This window comes from Lentzea sp. NPDC055074, assembly GCF_053608005.1.
Genome location: NZ_JBSGUQ010000019.1, coordinates 104,678 through 124,465, shown reverse-complemented (window position 1 = coordinate 124,465; position 19,788 = coordinate 104,678). Strand labels below are relative to the sequence as shown.

Here is a 19,788-nt window from a genome sequence, read left to right as displayed (position 1 = left end):
CCAGGTGGGGGTGCAAACTCGCCACGATTTCCGTCGAGTTGACACCCCTACCTGCATGTGGCCCGCTCTTGGTGCGGCTTGTGATGGGACCCCACCGCCAACGCAAGCAAACTACGAAACAGGCAGCCGCTCCAAGCAACAGGCGTGCCATCTACCCACGCATGGCGCTAGCCCCCTGATCAGATTGCCGGGGTCTGGGGCAGAGCCCCAGGGGAACCACGCAACGCAAGGTGGCCGCCCTCAAGGTGACCACCGTCTTAGGTCGCCCCACACACAGGTCGCCCCACACACAGATCGCCCAACGCACAGATCGCCCCACGCAACGGCAGCCCCGCACAAGGTTCAACCCGCACAAGGCTCAACCCGCGCAAGGTCAGCCCTGCCAAGGCTCAACCCGCTCAAGCAGACTCGCGCCGAACCAAAACCGTGGGCAGCATCTGCTGCTTCCTCTTGACGGTCTCATCCCGAAGCAACTTCACAAGGTGCTCCACCATCACCTTGACCTGCTCGTCCGAGTCCTGCCGAACAGAAGTCAACGGCGGCGAAGTGTGCTCAGCGATAGCAACATGATCGTCGAACCCGACCACGGCAACATCCTCAGGCACCCGACGCCCGGCTTCCTGCAAAGTCTCCAACGCCCCAGCAGCCATCAGGTCCGACGCAACGAACACCGCGTCAAGAGCAGGCACCCGAGCCAACAGCGCGGACATCGCCTTCCGCCCACCCTCCCGGGTGAACCCACCGTCCTCGGTCAACCGAGCGGCCCCCTTGTCGTCCAACGACAAGGCAGACCGGAACCCGTTCAACCGATCAATGGCGGACAGCTCGTCCAGAGGACCGGAGACGTGGACGATCTTCCGACGTCCGAGTGACTTCAGGTGCTCGGTGGCGAGAACAGCGCCGCCCTCGTTGTCGTTGTCCACGAGGTGCATCCCCCGCAACGAACCCCAGGGCTTACCGGCGTACACCACCGGCAGCGGCAGCTTCTTCACCACGGAGACGAGCTCGTCGTTGCGGTGCGGCGCGAACACCAGGGCACCGTCGACGTGGCCGCCGGCCAGGAACCGGTGTGCACGGGCCTGGTCGTCAGGCGAGTGCACCAGCATGAGGACCATCTGCACGTCCACGTCGGCCAGTGCCCGTGCCCCCGCACGGATCAGGCGCGCGAAGTGCGGGTCGTCGAAGATCTTGGGCTCGGGCTCGGAGAACAGCACGGCCACTGCGCCTGTGCGGCGGGTGACCAACGCCCGCGCGGCGCGGTTGGGCTGGTAGCCCAGGGCCGAGACCGCGGCGTTGACCGCTTCCAGCGCTTCAGGGCTGACGCGTGGTGACGCGTTCAGCACTCGTGACGCTGTGGCGCGGGAAACCCCTGCCCTCGCGGCAACGTCTTCCAACGTCGGACGCGCGTGGTTGGACACGAGCACCACCACTCCTCGATGAAAACCTTTGATCCGCTAAGCAGCTTAGCCCCAAAGGATCTCCGAGGTGGCTTTCCGCGCTGTTCATCGTGTTTTTTCGACAACGTCGTCCATGACCGGGGTCGTCGCCGCACGCCCGCGGGGCTTGATCGAAACACGGAGCAGACCGTCCTCCCGGCGTGTCGTGGCGGAGAGGCCGGCGCGGGCAGCCGTGCGCACCAGGGCGGTCTCGGAGGGCAGGCACCACGCGACGAGCTCCGTGAAGCCGGCGGCGCGGGCGTCCGCGGCCAGGGCTCCGAGCAGGGCCGCGCCGACTCCTCGGCGTTGCCAGGCGTCCTCGACCAGCAGCGAGATCTCGGCGCAGTCCGGTGTGCCCGTGTGGATGAGCTGGCCGAGGGCCACGACCTGGTCGCCGCACTGGGCGAGGACGGTGGTGCCGCGCGGCGGCTCGAGCAGGCGGTGCAGCCAGCGGCGGGGCACGGTGCGCATGCCGGAGTGGTAGCGGTTGAACATCGTCCTCATCGAACAGCGGGAGTGCAGGCCCGCGACGGCGTCCTCGTCCGCCGCCGAACCGGGACGCAGCACCAGGGCCACGCCGTCGTCGCTGAGCATCGCCCGCATCGACGGCGCCGGGGCGTCCACCAGGTCGAGCAACGCCTGTGCGCGCGTCAGTTCGACCTGGGTGAAGGGAGCCCAGCCACGCCGGACGACCCACTCTCCCAACTGGACCTGGCCGTCCCCGGCCTCGCCGGGCGTCACGGAGTCCGCGGCCAGCACCTGGCGGAGCGCGTCGGCGGTCTGCTCCGGGTCCGCGAGCGCCATGCGGGCGGCGCGCAGCACGGCAGTCGGTGAGTCCACGAGGTCCCTCATGTCCGCGAGGGTGATCCTGACGCGTTTGCCGCCCTCGCACCGCACGGCGTCGACGAGGTCCGCGGGAAGCACGCCTTCACCTGCGCGCACGACGATCTCGTCCATCACTCCGCCGGGCACGGGCATCACGTGCAGCGCGAGGACGTTGCAGTCGGCGGCGGCCAGCCGGACGGTGACGCGGGCGAGCGCGCCGGGGCTGTCGCTGAGTTCGAAGCGCATGCGCCAGGTCGTCGTCATGACGTCAAGAGTTCATGGAGGTTGTTGCCGCGAGGCGAACCACGGGTAAAACGCTCGTCATAGGGTCGCCCCATGAGGAGAACACTGGCCGTAGGCCTCACTTTGCTCACCGTCACTGCCTTCGCCTCGCCCACCGCGTCCCAGGCGGACGGCCAGAAGGCCCCGAAGCGGGCCACGCTGACGAACTTCGCCTTCCTCCCGGCCCAGACCTACCTCCCCGGCAGCGAACCGAGCGGTGCGGCACTGGGGACCACCCCGATCAACGGGGTCACGCCGCCGTTCGCCGACCAGCCGATCCAGGGCTTCAGCGGCCTCGTCCGCAACAGCGACGGCACCTTCGACGCCATCTCCGACAACGGCTACGGCACGAAGGCCAACAGCGCCGACTTCCTGCTGCGCATCCACCGCATCGCGCCCGACTTCGCGAAGAACACGGTCGACGTGCTCGGCGGGGTCACGCTCACCGACCCGAACGGCCACATCCCGTTCCCGCTGACCCGCCCCGACCGCGTGATCACCGGCGCGGACATCGACGTCGAGTCCGTGACCAGGGGCGCCGACGGCACCTACTGGATGGGCGACGAGTTCGGCCCGTACCTGCTGCACTTCGACCGCGCCGGCCGCCTGCTGGCACCGCCGGTCCCGCTGCCCGGCGTGCGCGCTCCGGAGAACCCCGCCGGCAACCCGAACCTGGGCGGCAGCAAGGGCTTCGAGGGCATCACGCTCTCCCCGGACGGCAAGAGGATCAACGCGCTGCTCGAGGGCACCGTCGCCGGGGACACCCCGGGAACGCTGCGCCTCAACGAGTTCGACATCGCGTCCAACTCCTTCACAGGCACGACGTGGCGCTACCAGTTGGAAGACCCGAACTTCGCCATCGGTGACGCCATCGCGGTCGACGACAACCGATTGCTGATCATCGAACGCGACAGCGCCCAGGGCGCCGACGCCATCGTCAAGCGCGTCTACCTGGCCGACAAACGGGACAGGAACTCCGACGGCAAGCTCGACAAGACCCTCGTCGCCGACCTGCTGAACCTCGCCAACCCGAAGCACGTCGGCGGGCAGGCGGACCCGTTCAGGTTCCCGTTCGTCACGATCGAGGACGTCACCATCCTCGACGACCGCACGATCGCGGTGCTCAACGACAACAACTTCCCCTCGTCGTCGGGCCGCACGCCGGGCAAGCCGGACGACAACGAGTTCATCACCATCAGGCTGGCGAACAACCTGCACGCCGACCCGAGGGTCCTGCGCAGGCGCTAGTGGCGCGTCACGCGACGTTGCGAGCCACACCACCAGAACAAGAGAGCGCTCTCACCTGCGGACACAAGTATCCGCAGGTGAGAGCGCTCGAGGCCCCCTCGGCCCGTCTCTGGACTAAACGGTGTAACCGTGCGCGGGAAGCCCGTTCTGCCCGATGATCCGGGACAACGTCGCCGCGCTCTCCTTGACCGTGCGCGCTTGCGTCTCGAAGTCGACGTGCACGATCCCGAACCGCTGCGAGTACCCGGCCGCCCACTCGAAGTTGTCGAGCAGCGACCAGGCCAGGTAGCCGCGGATGTCGGCGCCCTCGGAGATCGCCCTGTGCACCGCGCGAACGTGGTCCACCAGGTACTTCGTCCGTGCGACGTCGTGCACCCGGCCCGAGGCGTCGACGACGTCCGGGAACGCGGACCCGTTCTCCGTGACGACCAGCGGGATCCCGTCGACGTCACGGGACAGGCGCACCAGCAGCTCGGTGAACGCGTCGGCGTTCTGCTCCCACCCGAACCCGGTGAGCTCGCCCTGCGGCGGCTGCAACGCGACGCCGCGCAGGCCCGCGTGCGGACCGGCCGGCACGAAGTCGGGGTCGGCGGGCGCGACGCGCGTCGGGTTGTAGTAGTTCACGCCGATCCAGTCGATCGGGGTCGCGATGGTCTCCATGTCCCCGTCGCGGACCACGTTCGTCCAGTCGCCCAGCCACGTCGTGTCCTGCAGGACGTCGAGCGGGTAGCCCTTGCCGAGGATCGGGTCGAGCAGGATGCGGTTCTGCAGGCCGTCGACCTTGCGCACGGCCTCCTTCGACGCCTCCGAGTCGCTGTCGCCCCAGATGGTGCTGAAGTTCAGCACGATCGAGAGGCGGTGCGTGTCGGGTGCCTGCGCGCGCAACGCCTGCGTGGCGAGCCCGTGGGCCAGCAGCAGGTGGTGCGCCGCCTCCAGGGACGCCACGGCGTCGGTGATGCCCGGCGCGTGGATCCCGTTGCCGTAGCCCAGGAACGCCGAGACCCACGGCTCGTTCAGCGTCGTCCAGGCCTGCACCCGGTCGCCGAGCCGTTCGTGCACGATCGCGGCGTACTCGGCGAAGCGGTACGCGGTGTCGCGGTTGCGCCAGCCCCCGAAGTCCTCCAGGACCTGCGGAAGGTCCCAGTGGTACAGCGTGGCGAGCGGCTGGATGTCCTTCTCCAGCAGCGAGTCGACCAGCCGGTCGTAGAACGCGAGCCCGCGCTCCTCGACCTGGCCGCTGCCGCTCGGCTGGATCCGGGGCCACGCGATGGAGAACCGGTACGAGGCGAGCCCGAGGGACTCCATCAGGTCCACGTCGGAGGAGTACCGGTGGTAGTGGTCGCAGGCAGGATCGCCCGTGTCCCCCGCCAGCACCTTGCCGGGCGTCCCGGCGAACGTGTCCCAGATCGAGGGCCCGCGACCGTCCACAGTGGTCGCGCCTTCGATCTGGAACGCCGCGGTGGCCGCTCCCCACAGGAAGTCCGGCGGGAAGGTCAGCACCTCCCGCCCGACCTCGACGTCCGAGTCGGTCGTCATACATTCACATCCTCGTGGCTTGATCCCTGCTGAGTTTTATCCCTTTAGGGCGCCCTGCATGATGCCGCCGACGATCTGGCGGGACAGCAGGACGAAGATCGCGATCACCGGCAGCACCGCGATGGAGGCGCCGGCGAGCATCAACGAGTAGTCGGTGTAGTACCCGCTGGCCAGGGTCGACAGGGCGACCTGCACAGTGGGGCTGTCGTTGGGGTCCAGCACGATCAACGGCCAGAAGAAGTCGTTCCAGGCCGTCATGAACGTGAACATGCCGAGCACCGCCGCCTGCGGGCGCACCGCGGGGAACCCGACGTGCCAGAACGTCCGCAGCACCGAGCAGCCGTCGACGCGCGCGGCCTCGATCAGCTCGTACGGCACCGTCTCCTCGCACGCCTGGCGCATCCAGAACACCGCGAACGACCCGATCAGCACCGGCACGATGACCGCCTGCAGCGTGCCGTACCAGTCGAGGTCCGACATCAGCATGTACAGCGGGATCACGCCGAGCTGCGTCGGCACCATCGCCGTGCCGAGCACGACGAGGAACAGCGAGTCGCGGCCCCTGAACCGCAGCCGCGAGAACGCGAACCCGGCGAGCGTGCCGAGCACGACGTTCGAGATCGCCACGGTCGACGCCACGATGAACGAGTTCTGCATGGCGAGCCAGAAGTCGACCGTGTCGAAGACGCGGGTGATGTTCTCGACCAGGTTGCCGCCGGGGATCAGCGGCGGGACCTTCTCGCCGAGGACGGAGTTGTCCTTCGACGCGACGATGAACGAGTAGTACAGCGGGAAGATCGACGCGGCGAGCACGGCGACCAGGAACCCGTAGAGCAGCGGTCCTGCCTTGGCGTTCTTCATGCGCTCACTCCTTGCCCGCGATGCGGCGCGTCAGCGTGAAGTTGACGACCGCGACCAGGAGGACGACCACGAACAACATCCACGCGACGGTGGCCGCGTAGCCGGCGTCGAACAACCGGAAGCCCTTCTCGTACATGTAGAGCACCAGCGTCTGGAACTGCCGGTCGGAGCCGCCGGTCGAGTTGTTGGCGGCGAACCCGGGGTCGAACAGCGCCGGTTCCGCGAACAGCTGCAGACCGCCGATCGTCGAGGTGACGACGGTGAACAGGATCGTGGGGCGGATCGACGGGACGGTGATCGACCAGAACATGCGCCAGCGCCCGGCACCGTCCAGAGTGGCCGACTCGTACATGTCCTTGGGCACGGACTGCATGGCCGCCAGGTACAGCAGCGCGTTGTAGCCCGTCCAGCGCCACATGACCATCGTCGACACCGCGAGGTGCGAGGCCCACGTCTCGGCACGCCAGTCGATCGGGTCGATGCCCACGAACCCGAGCAGGAAGTTCACGATGCCGAAGTCGCGGCCGAAGAACTGCGCGAACACCAGCGCCACCGCAGCGACCGAGATGACGTTGGGCAGCAGCACACCGGCACGCCAGAACGCACTGCCGCGCAGGCCCCGGTCCAGCAGCGCGGCGAGACCGAGAGCGGCCAGCAGCTGCGGCACCGTCGAGAGGACGAACAGGCTGAGCGTGTTGAACAGCGCGTTCCAGAACTTGCTGTCACCGAAGAGCTCGGCGTAGTTGTCCAGACCGACGAACCCCAGGTTGCCGTCGATCAGCTGCCACTCGTGCAGCGACACCCACGCCGTGTAGATCAGCGGGTAGAGCCCGAAGACCCCGAACACCAGGAAGAACGGGGCGATGATCAGGTACGGCGTGTACTTGGCGTCCCAGTTGCTCAGCCTGAAGCGCTTCGGCGGTGGGATGGAAGGCGAAACCGAGGCGGCCGGAGCCGCCTCGGTCTCTGGACGCGTCACCGTCACTTGGCGGCGTCCGTCGCTTCCTTCAGGGCCTGCGTCCACGCGTCAGCCGCGGACTGCTTGCCCTGCTCCACACGGGTCAGCGCGGTGCCGAACACCGGTCCGACCTTCGAGTCCTTCGTGCCGCGGTAGGTCGGCTTCAGCGACTCCGCCGAGGTCGCGAAGATCTGGCCCACCGGAGCCTTGTTGAAGTACTCGTTGACGGTCGCCTGCACGTCGGCGTCCTGGTAGACCTTCGGCTGCGACGGCAGGTTGCCCGTCTCCTTGAAGATCCGCTTCTGCTGCTCGGGGGCCGTGAGCCACTTGGCGAGCTCGTAGGCCTCCTTCGGGTGCTTGCCCTGCTTCGGGACGGCGAGGAACGAGCCGCCCCAGTTGCCGCCGCCGCCGGGCGCCGTCGTCACGTCCCACTTCCCGGCCGCCGCGTCGCCGGCACCCGCCTTGATCAGCGCGAGCGCCCAGGCCGGGCAGGTGGTGGTGGCGAACGAACCCTGCTTCAGCGCGACGTTCCAGTCCTGGCTGAACGGCTCGAGAGCACCGGTCTGCCCCTTGGTGCCCAGAGCCGCTGCCTGGTCGAACGCCGCCTTGACCTTGTCGTTCTTCTCCGCGATGTACGAGTCGTCCTTCGCGAAGTAGCCCTCCTCGGTCTGGTCGAGGATCGCCTTGTAGACGTTGCGGCCGGTGTCGACGAACTTCACGTTCGGCGTCTTGGCCGCGAACTGGTCGGCGACCTTCGCGTAGTCGGCCCAGGTCGGCCACAGCTTGGCGACCTCGGCGCGGTCCGTCGGCAGTCCCGCCGCCGCGAACAGGTCGGAGCGGTAGCAGAGACCCAGGCTGCCCATGTCCGTGCCCAGCCCCAGCACGAACTCACCGCCGTCGGCGGTGCCCTGGTTCCACTTCCATCCGGCCCACTGGTCCTTCAGGTCCTTCGCGCCGTACTCCGACAGGTTGACGAACTTGTCCTTGGAGGCGCGGAACTGCGAGATCACGCCTTCCTCGAGGGCGACGATGTCCGCGGCACCACGTCCACCCGCGAGCTGCGTCGCGAGCTGCGTGTTGTGCTGCTCCATCTTGACCTTGCGCTGCTCGATCTTGATGTTCGAGTGCGAGGCCATGTACTCCTCGATGAGCTTGTCGTACCCGAAGTCGGAGAACAGACCCAGCGACAGCTCGATCTTGCCGTCGGCCCCGGAACTCCCGCCGCATCCAGCGACCAGAACCATCGCGAGGGTCGCAGCGACGCTGCCGACCAGTCTTGTGCTCATCCGTCCTCCTCGACGACGCCGTGAGCGGCGCTTAACTGTGATGAGAGCGCTCTCACACTCAACCGGAGACGCGCGGGTGTCAAGCGGTCGACATCGTTCCGTAACTTTGTGGAGGCAGGCAACAAAAACCTGTGCCGGAATTCCGCGTGTCGCGGCCGGTGCGGCCCGGGAGGCCCCGGAAACGACGAAGAGGGACGACCGGGCCCTCGCTCCGGTCGTCCCTCACCCCAGGTAGAGGGGGTTGCGGGCCGAAAGTGACGCGTGCGGGAGAAGTTTTTTCTCGAGGTCGTGTGTGAGGTGTCCTCGGGCGGGTAGAGGTGGCCCGGTTCATGCAGGTGAACATGAAAACGAATCGGTTGCGCGAACGCAGCGGAGGTCCGGTGCCCCGACAGCACCGGACCTCCACCGATCCCCCGGTCGTGCGGCCCCTGTCTCCGCACTCCCGAACCCGCCCGGCCGAGGCCCCCGACAGCGAGGCCGGGCGGGGTGTTCCGCAAGGTTCGTTACGCCTCCGCCATGCCCGCGACCACGGAGTTCCTGGCCGCACGACGGGCCGGCAGGGCTGCCGCGATGACCGCCGCGACCACGGCCAGGCCGAGCATGATGCCGATCTGCCCGAACGGGATGGAGAAGCTGATCGTGAACTCCGAGTTGGAGATCGCCTCGACCAGCAGCCACCCGAACCCGGCGCCGAGCAGCACGCCCACGACCGCGCCGATCAGCGCCATCAGGATCGACTCGACCACCAGCATCTGCCGCAGCTGGCCCCTGGTCAGGCCCAGGGCCCTCAGCAGGGCGGACTCGCGGGTCCGTTCGAGCACCGAGAGCGTCAGCGTGTTCGCGATGCCGAAGAGGGCGATGATGAGCGCCAGGCCGACGAGGGCCCAGATGAACAGCAGGATCTGGTCGATCTGCGAGTTCAGCTCCGCCTTGGTCTCCGCCGCGGAGTCCAGCACCGCCACCGGTGAGGTCGCGATGAACCGCTCCAGGTCGGCACGGGCCTGAGCGATGTCCGTGCCCGGCGTGAGCTTGACCAGCACGTTCTGGTAGCCCTTGACAGGCTCCTTCAGGATCGACTCGGCGGTCTTGAGAGTCACGATGCCGGTGCCGTAGCTGTTGTCCTTGATCAGCGCGACGACCTTGAGGTCCTTGCCGCTGATCGGGACGGTGGAGCCGATGGCGACGCCGGCGACCTTGGCCTCCTTCTCGCGCATCGCGATCTCGCCGTCCTCGAGCCCGGTCAGCGTGCCCCCGGCCAGGTCCGGCCTCACGAGGGAGCCGAGCGCCTCGGTCGGGTAGCCGGTGACGTCGGCGTACTCGAGCTTGGGCGACTCGCCGAACGCCCTGAGCTCGGGCGCGATCTGCGCGACGTTGCGGACCTTCGCGAGCTCGTCGGTGAACTTCTGCGACAGCGGCTGGCTGTAGACGTTCGACTTGACCGCGTAGTCGGCCGGGAAGCGCTTGTCGACCTGTTCGTTCATGGTCGCGCGGCCGCTGCCGGCCACGACCGCCACCATCGCGACGATGGTCACGCCGATCATCAGCGCCGCCGTCGTCGCGGCCGTGCGCTTGGGGTTGCGGCCCGCGTTGGCCGATGCCAGCTTCGCCGGGACACCGCGCAGGGCCTTGCCGAACAAGCGGTTCACCAGCGGCACGTAGAGCGGGCCGAGGAACAGCACCGCGAGCAGCAGCACCATGGTGCCGGCACCGGTGATGAACATCGCCGGCTCTTCCTTCTCCTGCTGAAGTCCGAAGTAGACGGCGGCGCCACCGGCCAGTGCGATCAGCGTCGCGACGACGATCCGGACCTTGCCGGTGCGGGCGACGTCGTCGGAGCTGTCCGGCTGCGAGCGCAGGGCGGCCACGGGGGCGACCCGGGTGGCACGACGGGCCGGCAGCACGGCCGACAGCACCGTCACGACCACGCCGACACCGAAGCCCGCGGCGATCGTCACCCACGAGATCGGCAGGCGGATCGGGTTGTCGTCACCGCCGCCGGGGCCTCCGACCGTGCTGATGAACGCCTGCAGTCCGGCCGAGACGCCGACGCCGCCGAGGAGGCCGAGCACGGACGCCGCGAGGCCCATGAAGAGCGCTTCGGCGAGCACGCTGCGGAACACCTGCGAGCGGTTCGCACCGACGCAGCGCAGCAGCGCGAGCTCCTTCGTGCGCTGGGCGACGAGGATCGTGAAGGTGTTGTAGATGACCATTCCCGCGACGACGAGCGAGATCGCGGCGAACGCGAGCAGAAAGGTCTTGATCTCCCCGGCGGCGTCGCCGACCTGGGCGAGCGTGGCCTGGGTCAGCTCCTCACCGGTCTGCACCTGGTAACCGGGGCCGATGGCCTTGGTGATGTCGGCGACGAGCTGCTGCTGCGTCACGCCGGGCTTGGCGACCGCGACGATCTCGTAGACGCGCTGGTCGGGAATGACCGTGCGCAGGCCCTCCGGCGAGACGACGACGTGGTCGCTGCCGGACATCGAGATGCTGCTGGCGCCCTGCTGGTAGGTGCCGACGATGGTGAACGCGTGCTCGGCGTTGTCCTTGTCGAGCAGCTTCAGCTTGTCGCCGACCTTGAGCTTGGCGATCTGCGCGGTCTTGACGTCGACCGCGGCCTCGTCGGCCCTGACCGGGAACTTGCCGTCCTTGAGGTTGAAGTCGCGCAGCTTCTCCGTCGTCGGCAGCGGCTGCACCAACGCGTTGCGCGCCTTGCCTTCGCCGCTGAGCAACGCGGCGCTGCCGAACTCGCGCGAGTCCGCGCCCTCGACTCCGGGGGTGGTGCGGATCTTCTGCAGGAAGTCGGCCGGGATGCCGTCCTCCCGGTTCGGGCTGTTCTCCGCCGTGTGCACGGCCGCGTCGACGTTGCGGGCGCTGCGGGCGAAGTTGTCCCTGGTCTGCTCGCCGACCGCGTCGCCGAGCACGAGCGTGCCCGTCACGAACGCGACGCCGAGCGCGATGGCGATGCTGGACAGCACCAGCCTCGCCGTGCGGGCGCGCAGGCCCGCAAGGATCGTCTTCAGCATCGGTAGCTCACGCCCCCAGGTGCGTGAGCGCGTTGACGACGGACTCGGTGGTGGGCTGGTGGATCTCGCCCGCGAGCCGGCCGTCGGCGAGCAGCACCACGCGGTCCGCGTAGCTCGCGGCCACCGGGTCGTGCGTCACCATGATCACGGTCTGGCCCATCTTGCGGACCGACATGCGCAGGAAGTCGAGGACCTCGGCACCGCTGCGCGAGTCCAGGTTGCCGGTCGGCTCGTCGGCGAAGATGACCTCGGGACGGGCGACGAGCGCACGGGCACACGCCACGCGCTGCTGCTGGCCACCGGAGAGCTCGGTCGGGCGGTGCGTCAGGCGGTCGCGCAGCCCGAGCACGTTGACGATCGTGTCGAACCATTCCTTGTCGGGCTTGCGACCGGCGAGCTCCAGGCCCAGCAGGATGTTCTGCTCGGCGGTCAGCGTCGGGAGCAGGTTGAAGGCCTGGAAGACGAAGCCGACGCGGTCGCGGCGCAGCTTGGTCAGGTCCTTGTCGTTCAGCTTGGTGATCTCGGTCTGTCCGATGTGGATCGCGCCACCGTCCACCGTGTCCAGTCCCGCGAGGCAGTGCATCAGCGTGGACTTGCCGGAGCCGGACGGGCCCATGATCGCGGTGAAACGGCCGGCCTGGAAGGCGACGCTCACGCCGTCGAGCGCCCGCACCGCGGTGTCACCCTTGCCGTAGACCTTCACCAGGTTGTGGGCCGCCGCGGCGGTCCGGGTGCCGACCTCGGACACCAGTGCAGACATGTCGCTTGCCTTCCTCACAGGGGACGTTCCTTGATGAGGAAGAAGCTATTTCGACGGTCCGTGCGCGGACATCAACTCCGCGACGCGTTGCGCATCAGCCTGAGGTATGACAACCGGGGCTATTCCAGCAGACCCCGGTCGTACGCGATCGCCACGGCCTCCGCACGCCGGGAGGCCCCCAGCTTCGCCATGATCCGGGAAAGGTGCACGGACACGGTCTTCTCGCTGATGTAGAGCTCCTCGCCGACCTCGCGGTTCGTCCGTCCCGAGGCCACCAGGCCGAGCACGTCGCGTTCGCGCGGGGTGAAGAGGTCGACCTGCTCGCGCACCGGTTCGTCCACCCTGAGGGTGATGCGGGCCCGCTTGGCGCACGCCGCGACGGCCTCGGCCAGCGGCACGGCCTTGAGCCTCGTCGCCACCTCGTCGGCCTGCCTGAGCTGCTCGGCGGCCTCGTCACGGCGGTCCGCGCCGAGCAACGCCTCCGCGAGCCGCCACCGGCACAGGGCCTGCTCGAACACGACGCCGTACGCGAACTCGTCGACGGCCGCCTGCCACAGCGCCGGGTCACCCGCGCCGGTCAGCCGGGACTCCTCGGCGAGCGCGCGGGCGAGCCACGCCCGGCCCTCCGGCCCCAGGATCCCGGCGCGCGGCTTGCCGTTCCGGGCGGTCAGCCGGACGTGTTCGGCCAGCTCATGGCCGGCCTTCACGGCGCCGGCCTCCGCCCCGGCGTCCCGCTTGCGACGCGCCTTCGCGGCGATCTCCGCGTGCGCCGCGATGCCGACCGCGCCGATCCGGATGCCCGCGAGCATCCACGGACCGCCGAGCTTGTGCGCCCACGCCAGCGCGTCCGTGACGCGTTCGACGGCCAGCTCGGGACGGCCGCGCCACAACGCGAGCTCGGCACCCGTACCGCCGTTGATCAGTGCGATCTGGATGTCGCGGTGCCAGTCGCTGCGCAGCTTCGTGATCATCCGCTCGGACTCGGCCAGGTCGCCGCGCGAGACCGTGAGGTGCGTGCTCGCCGACGCCAGCCGGGCCAGCACCGTCGACGACACCGACATTCCGGGCGGTTCGCTGGCCCACGCCGCATAGTCCCAGTCGCCGATGTAGTAGTGCACCAGCACCTGCAGGACCCGGATCTCGAGCCCGTACATGCTCCAGGTCAGGCCGGTCTCCTTGGCCCTGTTCCCGGCCAGGTTGTAGACGCGCGCCGCCTCGGCCAGATCGCCGCGGTCGTAGTGCATCATTCCGTAGTAGTACCAAGCCCTCAGCTCGTTGTTGAACGCTCCGACCTCGCGCGCGCACTCGATCGCGCGCTCGAAGCTGGCCTTCGCCTCGGCCGGTTCGCCCGCGTGGTCGTCGAGGATCGCGAGCGTGCCCAGGCCGTCCGCGACCGCACCCGGCGCGTTCGCCGCCTGCCCGTTCGCGATGGCCACCTCGGCCGCTTCGCGCGCCTCGGCGTCCTTGCGCTGCTGGCGCAGGGAAGAAGCCTTGCCCGCGAACACCCTGGCGCGCGTCGGGCTGGGTTCGCGGTCCCGCACGAGCTGCAGCGCCTTCGCGAGGACCAGGTAGTGCTCCTCCTCGTTGCCGTCGAGGATCGACAGCGCCTGCGAGAGCCGCAGCCAGATCTCGGCGGCCTCCTCCGGCGTCTGCTCCGCGCTGATCGCCTTGGTGGCGCTGCGGGCGAACGCGACCGCGCGTTCCGGCTGCCCGGCCGTGCCCGCGACCCAGGACGCGCGCCGCAGCAGCACCGACTCGTCCACATCGGACGGACGGTCCGCCTTCGGCACCGCGTTCCACAGGTTGAGCGCCTTCTCCAGGTACCGCAACGACTCCGCGGGCGCACCCGCGCGTTCGGCCTCCCTGGACGCGGCGATCGAGGCCTTCAGCGCCTGCGGCAGGTCGTGGCTCTCGAACGCGTGGTGGGCCAGCGCCGACGCCGCACCGCGCTCCTCCAGCCGCTGGGCCAGGTGGTGGGCGTAGGCGGCGTGCAGCCGCACCCGTTCGCCGGGAAGCAGGTCCCCGTAGACGGCTTCGCGCACGAGGGCGTGGCGGAACGTGTAGACCTCGTCGTCGCTCACGACGAGCAGGTGGTGCTGGACCAGTTCGCGCAACGCCGCGTCGAACGCGAGGTCCGCCATGCCCGCGACCTCGTGCAGCCGGTAGTGCCGGACGCGCCGGCCCCAGGCGGACGCGACGCGAACGGCGTGCTGCGCCTCGGGACTGAGGCTCTCGACCCGGCTCAGCAGCACGTCGGCGAGCGCGGACGGCAACGACCTGGCGTCGTCGCACGTCGCCACCGCGATGAGCTCCTCGGCGAAGAAGGCGTTGCCCTCGGAGCGTTCCGCGACCTGCCGGAGGACGTCCTGCGGCAGGTCGTCGGACAGCGCCTCGACGAACCGGCGGGCGTCCGCCGCGTTGAACGGCGCGAGGTCCATGCGGTCGACGGCGGGAAGCCGGACCAGCTCGGACAGCAAGGGGCGCAACGGATGGCTGCGGTGCAGGTCGTCAGCGCGGTAGGTGGCGACAACCAGCAGGCGCTGGGAACGCAGGCGGGACAACAGGAACGACAGCAGGTACCGGGTGGACGCGTCCGCCCAGTGCAGGTCCTCGACCACGAACAGCACCCGCTGCCGTTCGGAGAGATCACCCAGCAGCCCGAGCACGGCGTCGAACAGCTGGAGCTGCCCCACGTCCTGCTCGGGCCGGCGGCCGGGGATGAGGCTCGGCGCGATCATGCCCTCGGTACCGGGCTCGCGTTCGGCCGGCAACGCCAGCTGCGGCAGCAACATCGCGAGCGCGGGCCGGTTCGCGACGTCGGTCTTGAGCTTGCTCAGCGCCTCGGCGAACGGCAGGTACGGCAGGCCGGTCTCACCGGCGTCGAGACACCGTCCCATGAGGACGAGGGTGTCGTCGGCGCTGGCGGCCAGCTCGTCGATCAGCCGGGTCTTGCCGACCCCGGCGTCGCCCGCGAGCAGCACCGCCCCCGCGGTTCCCTCGCCCGCCTTCGCCAACGCGGCACGCAACCGGACCAGTTCCCGATCACGCGCGACCAGTGGGATTCCGGAACCGAGGCGCGCCACAAGAGGCATGCTCGCACATGTCATGAGCCAGCGTTGCCGTGTTTTCCAGAGGTGCGGTGCATCACCCGGCTCAGCCACGACGGCATGTCGCGGTTGGCCCGGCGCCAGTTGCACACCGCGGTGCCACGCCGGTAGTCGATTTCCGCCTTGATCGCCTCAGGGGTCCATTCGTTCATGGACCTGAGGTTCGTCCTGAGGCCGCACCTCAGGCATCGGGCGATCACGCAGTCCTGCGCGACGGACCCCTTACCCGACCGTCACCGCACGCGCGCGGGCCAGCCGCGCCCTCACGCCGTCCGCCTCCGGCGCCCCCAGCTCGGTGAACAACGCCAGCGCCCGCTGCCAGTGCGCCGCCGCCCCCGCCGCGTTGAGCTTCTCGAACACCGCCGCGAGCCGGTCGTGCGCCAACGCCTGGTGGTACGGCGAGACGGCGTCACACGCCACCGCCAACGCCGTGCGCGCAGCGGACAGCGCACCGTCCGTGTCCCCGGTCTCCAGCAACGCCGTGGAAATGTCGGTGTGGCAGGCCGCCTCACCGCACTGCTCGCCGACCTCGTGGTACATCCGCAACGCCACCCTCAGCCACGGCATCGCGTCGTCGAAGCGCTGGGTGCTCAGGTACAGCAGGCCGAGGTGGTGGTGGGCGTTGGCCTCGGCCCACTTCGAGCCCGCGATCCGCGAGATCTCCATCGCCTCGCGGTAGTGCGCCTCGGCCTCGGCCGCACGTCCCAGGTCCTGCAACGTGCCGGCGACCGTCGTCAGGGCACGGGCCTGCTGGTGCACGTCCTCCTTGCGCCGCGCCACTTCCAGCGCGCCCTGCTGTGCCTGCAGGGCCTCCTCGAAGCGTTCGAACTGGAGCAGCGCGACACCCAGGTTGAACTGCATGACGAACCGCGCGTCGTCGTCGTTCAGGGCGATCGCGGCCTGCAGGGCGGCCTCGGTGAGGCGCAACGACGTCTCACGCTCGGTCCGCAGCCACAGGTAGCGCGACAGGGTGTACGGCAGCTGCCACGCGTGGACGTGCCAGCCCGAACCAGAGGCGAGCTCGGCGGCGGCGATCAGGTTGGCGCGCTCGGCGTCGAACCAGGCCGTCGCCTCCGCGGGACCGGAGATCGCGGGCACGTGGACGGGCCGGTGCTCCGGTGCGACGAGGACGCTGCCGCGGTTGATCGGCAGCAGACCGTCGGCGAGGTCCGCGCAGTGCAGGTAGTAGTCGAGCATGCGGCCGGTGGCGGCGCGGCGTTCCGGTTCGGACAGCTCCCCCGCCAGCGTCTTGGTGTAGACGCGGACGATGTCGTGCGCGAAGTGCCGGCCGGGTTCGCTGACCGACAGCAGGTTCGCGGCCGTCAACGCGTCCAGCGCGCGTTGGGCCTCCAGCAACGGGACGTCGCCCATCGCCGCGACCACGTGCGGGGTCAGGTCCGCGCCGGGATGCAGGCCGACGATCGCGAGCAACCGCGACGGCTCCGAGGGCAGCGCACGGCGCGAGGCGTCCAATGCGGCTCGTACGGTGCCTTCGCCGTCCTCCAGCCCGAGGGCGGCGAGACGGCCCTGCTCGTCCTGGAGCTCCTCGACGAGCTCGGCCACGCGTAGACGGGGCGCCACGGCGAGACGGGCCGCGGCGATCCGCAACGCGAGCGGCAGGCCGTCGCACAACAGAGCCAGCTCACGCAGGGCACCGGCCTCCATGTCGGAGCGGCCGGCAATGCGGCCCAGCACGTCGACGGCGGCCTCCGGGTCGAGCATGTCTAGCTCGATCAGCTTCGCCTCGACCTGCGCGACGAGTCCGACGAGCCGACGACGGGACGTCACGACGACGCACGAGGGCGCGCCCGGCAGCAGCGGTAAGAGGTCGGCCGAGCTGCGGACGTTGTCGAGCATCACGAGCATCCGGCGGTCGGCCAGCAACGTGCGCAGCAGGGCGGAGCGCTCGTCCACCGAGACGGGGGTGTCACTGGCCGGGACGCCCAGAGCGCGCAGGAACCGGTTGAGCACCTCGCCGATCTCCAGCGGTTCCCGGTTCGGGTCGTACCCGTGCACGTCGACGTAGAGCTGGCCGTCCGGGAACTCCTCGCGCACCCGGTGCGCCCAGTGCAGCGCCAGCGCCGTCTTGCCCACCCCGGCCGGGCCGGTCACGAGCATCACCGGGCCTTCGTGGCCGCGCAGCAACGCGTCCATGTACCCGAGCTCGACGTCCCGGCCGATCAACGCGACGGGCGCGCGCGGCAGCTGCGCGGGGATCGTCACCGGCGCGGGTTCGGGAGTCGTCTGCTGGTGCGGCACGCGGACCGGCGCGCGTTCCGGTTCGGGACTGTCCCCCGCGAGCACGGCCTGGTGCACGCGGCGCAGCTCGGGACCCGGCTCGACGCCCAGCTCCTCGATCAGCACCGCGCGGGCCTCGCGGTACGCGGCCAGCGCCTCGGCCTGCCGGCCCGCTTGGACCAGCGCCCGCATCAGCAGACCGTGGCCGCGTTCGCGCAACGGGTGCTCGGTGACCATCGAGCCGAGCTGCGAGAGCAGTTCCGGGCCCTGCCCGATGCCGAGGCCGAGCTCGGCGCGCTCCTCCAGCACCGCGAGCCGCCGTTCGACGAGCCGGCCGCGTTCGACGTCGGCGAAGAGGCCGGAGACCCCGCCCAGCGGCTCGGCCCGGGACAACGCCAGCGCGTCGTCCAGCTCGACCGCGGCTCCGGCCAGGTCACCGGCGGCGCGCATGCGGTTCGCGAGCAGGACTTGACGTTCGAAGACGTCGAGGTCCAGGGCGCCGGGCTCGACGCGCATCAGGTAGCCGTCGCCGACCGAGGTCAGCAGCTCGGCGGGAGCCCGTCGCGCACGGGTCGGTTCGAGGGCCCGGCGCAGCCCGGCCACATAGGTCTGGACCAGATTGACGGCACTGGAGGGCACGTTGTCCCCCCAGACGGCCTCGATGATCTGCCCGCGACTGACGGGCGTGTTCCGTGCCAGCAGCAAGACCGCGAGGACCGCGCGCTGCTTCGCCGCACCGAGATCAACCTCTTGACCTGCGCGAACGACTCGGAGAAGGCCGAGAACCTCGAACCGAAGGGGTTCCTCGCCGTGCGTCACCGATCTGTCCTTCGCCTGTGGGCCACCTGGAGCTTGAAGATCACTTCAGTCGGGCTCCAGTCGTGCTGTAGAAGGCATTCTTACGCTTAGCGTGTCCAACCAACCACAGACCGCGAGATCAACGGAAACCGGAGATCAGCGAGTCGGAGCAGGTTGGACCGGACAGCGGAACACCCGCTGCTCCCCATGATCGACGTGGGTCGGCCGGCGTGCAAGGGGCATCCAGCCCGCGGCGGCGGAACGCCGGCCGACCCACGTCCCCTTACGCGAGAAGGCCCGGCTGGGCGAATCCAGCCGGGCCTTCTGCGTGTTCGTCAATCAGCCGACGAAAGAGCCGGTCTTCGCGGCAGCGAGGAAGACGTCCCACCCCGCTCCGCCGAACGCCAGCCTCGCTCCGTCCGCGTTCTTGCTGTCACGGACCGCCGCACCTGATGGAACGAGCGCGATCTCCACGCAATCGGGCCCACCGGCCGACGACCTGCTGCTCTTGCGCCAACGCAAGCTTTCCACTCTGTTCACTCCCCGGTCGCAGTCACGCGAGAGTGCGAGCGATCTCCGTGATCAGGGTTGCCGATTCCCGCGGGGACTGGGCGGAACTCACGAGACGCTCGAACATCTCGGCGTAGGAATGGACGTCCGACTGTTGTTCCAGGTAGACGCCACTTCTGGTGCTTTCGATGTACACCACGTCGGAGTCGAGCTGCTCGGGAAAGCTCAAGATGACGAACGGGCCGTCCATCGCAGCATGACCTCCGGCGCTGAACGGCACGACCTGCATCGTGACGTTCGGCAGTGCACCGACTTCGAGAAGACGCGCCATCTGCACGCGCATCACCTCGGCGCCGCCGACGAGCCGGCGCAGGGCGGCCTCGTCGATCACGACGTGCAGGCGCAACGGGTCGTCCTCACTCAGCAAGGCCTGCCTGGCCTTGCGCAACCGGACGCGCCGGTCGATCTCGGCGGTGCGCGCGTCCGGCAGCACCTGGGAGATCAACGCCCTCGTGTACGCCTCGCACTGCAGCAGGCCGGGGATCATCAGCCCCTGATAGGTCCTGATCGAGTCCGCGTCGGCCTCGTACCCGACGTAACGACCGGGCACGATGTCACCGAACTCGTCCCACCACGCCTTGCGACGGGCTTCCCTGGCCAGCTGGACCAGTTCTTCGAGGGTGGCGGCGTCCGCGTCGTAGGCGTTGAGCATGTCCCGCACGTCGCGCGGGCTCACCCCCACACGCCCCGTCTCGATGCGGCTGATCTTCGAGGCCGAGCACTCGAGGCGCTCACCCACCTCTTCGATCGTCAGCCCGGCCGCTTCGCGCAACCGCCTCAGCTCGCTCACGAGCCGGCGCTTGCGCAGGGTCGGGCTGCTGCCCCTGGACATCCCACACCTCCTGGTCGTTCCCAGTTTG

14 protein-coding genes are annotated in these 19,788 nt (G+C 69.4%); 1 reads left to right on the top strand and 13 read right to left on the bottom strand.

What is annotated here, in order from left to right; genetic code table 11:
* Positions 1–398 precede the first annotated feature (398 nt).
* Both ACWF7A_RS34225 and ACWF7A_RS34220 read right to left on the bottom strand, forming a co-directional pair.
* Positions 399–1,427 carry a LacI family DNA-binding transcriptional regulator gene (locus ACWF7A_RS34225; protein WP_373294230.1) on the bottom strand — a complete coding sequence of 343 codons (1,029 nt, stop codon included), beginning with the start codon at positions 1,425–1,427 and terminating at the stop codon, positions 399–401.
* Between the two features lie 75 nt (positions 1,428–1,502).
* Entirely contained in the window at positions 1,503–2,525 is a 1,023-nt protein-coding gene (locus ACWF7A_RS34220) for a GNAT family N-acetyltransferase (RefSeq protein WP_452254645.1), read from the bottom strand.
* Positions 2,526–2,597: 72 nt separating this feature from the next.
* On the opposite strand from ACWF7A_RS34220, the gene ACWF7A_RS34215 reads away from it, so the two are divergent.
* On the top strand, positions 2,598–3,791 hold the full coding sequence (locus tag ACWF7A_RS34215) for an esterase-like activity of phytase family protein (protein WP_452254644.1): 1,194 nt from the start codon (positions 2,598–2,600) through the stop codon (positions 3,789–3,791).
* Between the two features lie 114 nt (positions 3,792–3,905).
* Here the strand turns inward: ACWF7A_RS34215 and ACWF7A_RS34210 are convergent, their stop codons facing one another.
* From ACWF7A_RS34210 to ACWF7A_RS34160, 11 genes are all read right to left on the bottom strand, one after another.
* Positions 3,906–5,327 carry a GH1 family beta-glucosidase gene (locus tag ACWF7A_RS34210; protein WP_452254643.1) on the bottom strand — a complete coding sequence of 474 codons (1,422 nt, stop codon included), beginning with the start codon at positions 5,325–5,327 and terminating at the stop codon, positions 3,906–3,908.
* 36 nt (positions 5,328–5,363) lie between these two features.
* On the bottom strand, positions 5,364–6,188 hold the full coding sequence (locus tag ACWF7A_RS34205; protein WP_452254642.1) for a carbohydrate ABC transporter permease: 825 nt from the start codon (positions 6,186–6,188) through the stop codon (positions 5,364–5,366).
* 4 nt (positions 6,189–6,192) lie between these two features.
* Positions 6,193–7,116, bottom strand: a complete 924-nt coding sequence (locus ACWF7A_RS34200) for a carbohydrate ABC transporter permease (protein WP_452254719.1) — start codon at positions 7,114–7,116, stop codon at positions 6,193–6,195.
* A gap of 53 nt (positions 7,117–7,169) precedes the next feature.
* A complete protein-coding gene (locus tag ACWF7A_RS34195; protein WP_452254641.1) occupies positions 7,170–8,432 on the bottom strand; it encodes an ABC transporter substrate-binding protein in 1,263 nt (420 codons plus the stop codon).
* A gap of 503 nt (positions 8,433–8,935) precedes the next feature.
* Entirely contained in the window at positions 8,936–11,455 is a 2,520-nt protein-coding gene (locus ACWF7A_RS34190; protein ID WP_452254640.1) for an ABC transporter permease, read from the bottom strand.
* Positions 11,456–11,462: 7 nt separating this feature from the next.
* Complete coding sequence (locus tag ACWF7A_RS34185) at positions 11,463–12,215, bottom strand: ABC transporter ATP-binding protein (protein ID WP_191302766.1); 753 nt, start codon at positions 12,213–12,215, stop codon at positions 11,463–11,465.
* A gap of 119 nt (positions 12,216–12,334) precedes the next feature.
* Complete coding sequence (locus ACWF7A_RS34180; RefSeq protein WP_452254639.1) at positions 12,335–15,307, bottom strand: helix-turn-helix transcriptional regulator; 2,973 nt, start codon at positions 15,305–15,307, stop codon at positions 12,335–12,337.
* Between the two features lie 11 nt (positions 15,308–15,318).
* Complete coding sequence (locus ACWF7A_RS34175; protein WP_452254638.1) at positions 15,319–15,474, bottom strand: hypothetical protein; 156 nt, start codon at positions 15,472–15,474, stop codon at positions 15,319–15,321.
* A gap of 70 nt (positions 15,475–15,544) precedes the next feature.
* Entirely contained in the window at positions 15,545–18,379 is a 2,835-nt protein-coding gene (locus ACWF7A_RS34170) for a BTAD domain-containing putative transcriptional regulator (protein ID WP_452254637.1), read from the bottom strand.
* A gap of 318 nt (positions 18,380–18,697) precedes the next feature.
* A complete protein-coding gene (locus ACWF7A_RS34165; RefSeq protein ID WP_452254636.1) occupies positions 18,698–18,889 on the bottom strand; it encodes a DUF397 domain-containing protein in 192 nt (63 codons plus the stop codon).
* Positions 18,890–18,911: 22 nt separating this feature from the next.
* On the bottom strand, positions 18,912–19,760 hold the full coding sequence (locus ACWF7A_RS34160; protein WP_452254635.1) for a helix-turn-helix domain-containing protein: 849 nt from the start codon (positions 19,758–19,760) through the stop codon (positions 18,912–18,914).
* Positions 19,761–19,788: the final 28 nt, after the last annotated feature.

What these genes read in the sequence shown, in the direction of transcription:
- ACWF7A_RS34220 (WP_452254645.1), bottom strand. Translation starts at nt 2,525, where the DNA reads ATGACGACGACCTGGCGCATGCGCTTCGAACTCAGCGACAGCCCCGGC.
- ACWF7A_RS34215 (WP_452254644.1), top strand. Translation starts at nt 2,598, where the DNA reads ATGAGGAGAACACTGGCCGTAGGCCTCACTTTGCTCACCGTCACTGCC.
- ACWF7A_RS34210 (WP_452254643.1), bottom strand. Translation starts at nt 5,327, where the DNA reads ATGACGACCGACTCGGACGTCGAGGTCGGGCGGGAGGTGCTGACCTTC.
- ACWF7A_RS34205 (WP_452254642.1), bottom strand. Translation starts at nt 6,188, where the DNA reads ATGAAGAACGCCAAGGCAGGACCGCTGCTCTACGGGTTCCTGGTCGCC.
- ACWF7A_RS34195 (WP_452254641.1), bottom strand. Translation starts at nt 8,432, where the DNA reads ATGAGCACAAGACTGGTCGGCAGCGTCGCTGCGACCCTCGCGATGGTT.
- ACWF7A_RS34190 (WP_452254640.1), bottom strand. Translation starts at nt 11,455, where the DNA reads ATGCTGAAGACGATCCTTGCGGGCCTGCGCGCCCGCACGGCGAGGCTG.
- ACWF7A_RS34185 (WP_191302766.1), bottom strand. Translation starts at nt 12,215, where the DNA reads ATGTCTGCACTGGTGTCCGAGGTCGGCACCCGGACCGCCGCGGCGGCC.
- ACWF7A_RS34180 (WP_452254639.1), bottom strand. Translation starts at nt 15,307, where the DNA reads ATGCCTCTTGTGGCGCGCCTCGGTTCCGGAATCCCACTGGTCGCGCGT.
- ACWF7A_RS34175 (WP_452254638.1), bottom strand. Translation starts at nt 15,474, where the DNA reads ATGAACGAATGGACCCCTGAGGCGATCAAGGCGGAAATCGACTACCGG.
- ACWF7A_RS34160 (WP_452254635.1), bottom strand. Translation starts at nt 19,760, where the DNA reads ATGTCCAGGGGCAGCAGCCCGACCCTGCGCAAGCGCCGGCTCGTGAGC.